The 1514-nt window shown below is 46.1% G+C and carries 1 protein-coding gene; it reads left to right on the forward strand.

The features are described 5' to 3' along the window. The first annotated feature begins 340 nt into the window (after window positions 1-340). Window positions 341-1336, forward strand: a complete 996-nt coding sequence (gapA, locus tag BBW68_RS11210) for a glyceraldehyde-3-phosphate dehydrogenase (protein ID WP_070135429.1) — start codon at window positions 341-343, stop codon at window positions 1334-1336. The last annotated feature ends 178 nt before the right edge of the window (window positions 1337-1514 follow it).

Genomic DNA, 1514 nt, shown 5'->3' on the forward strand with positions numbered 1-1514 from the left:
GTCCCAAGACTCTACCTGTTGTTCTAAAAATATCGGTTACTATTTTAACAAATACTTAACAAGATTAGGTTAATTTTTTACGTCCGGGGGCTGAGCGAATTCTGTCATATCTCAAACTGTGATGCATATCACCCTTTAGATCTACCGTCCCTTTATATTCGAGCACTCTACCCCAATATTGATGCAGTTAGCGGGTCAAGAAATAGGTTTTGTATCGAATAATTCCTTCTTGGCAGTTTTATTTATCGCAATAATTGACACGATTCCGCTTGACGCTTGGTATGGTTTTTGTAATTTTACAGCCAACCTTTTATTCACTATCAACAAGCTGGTGGAATATATGACTATCAAAGTAGGTATCAACGGTTTTGGCCGTATCGGTCGCATTGTTTTCCGTGCTGCTCAGGAACGTTCTGATGTAGAAATCGTTGCCATCAACGATCTGCTGGACGCCGAGTACATGGCTTACATGCTGAAATATGACTCAACTCACGGCCGTTTCAACGGCACCGTGGAAGTCAGAGACGGTCATCTGGTTGTTAACGGCAAAACCATCCGTGTTACCGCTGAGCGCGATCCAACTAACTTGAAGTGGGATGAAGTAGGTGTGGATGTGGTTGCAGAAGCGACCGGTATTTTCCTGACCGACGAAACTGCACGTAAACACATTGAAGCTGGCGCTAAGAAAGTTGTTCTGACTGGCCCATCTAAAGATGACACCCCAATGTTCGTGATGGGCGTTAACCACCAGTCATATGCTGGTCAAGATATCGTTTCTAACGCATCTTGCACCACCAACTGCCTAGCACCACTGGCTAAAGTGATCAACGACAAGTTCGGCATCGTTGAAGCGCTGATGACCACTGTGCATGCAACCACCGCAACTCAGAAAACCGTTGATGGTGCATCTCACAAAGACTGGCGTGGCGGTCGCGGCGCATCCCAGAACATCATCCCTTCTTCTACCGGTGCTGCTAAGGCCGTAGGTAAAGTGATCCCAGAACTGCATGGCAAACTGACTGGTATGGCGTTCCGCGTTCCTACCCCTAACGTTTCCGTTGTTGACCTGACTGCACGTCTGGCTAAGCCTGCATCTTACAAAGAAATTTGTGCTGCAATCAAAGTTGCTGCTGAAGGCGAAATGAAAGGCGTTCTGGGCTACACCGAAGACGAAGTAGCTTCTACCGATTTCAACGGCGAAACTCTGACTTCTATCTTCGATGCGAAAGCCGGTATCGCACTGAGCGACACTTTTATTAAGCTGGTTTCTTGGTACGATAACGAAACTGGTTACTCCAACAAGGTCTTGGACCTAGTTGCTCACATCGCTAAATAAGCGACGCAAGAAAATCTGAAGGCGACGTGAGTCGCCCTTTTCTATGGTTAAATTTCAGAAGGCTGATTCATGAACGAGAAACTTTTTTAACTGCCGGTCATTAACCAAATTAGCCCCTACATCACCCAGCGCCAGATAGATGAACTACCAACGATCGTCGAGTTATTGTCAAATCTGG

Source organism: Candidatus Erwinia dacicola (assembly GCF_001756855.1).
Lineage (GTDB): Bacteria > Pseudomonadota > Gammaproteobacteria > Enterobacterales > Enterobacteriaceae > Erwinia > Erwinia dacicola.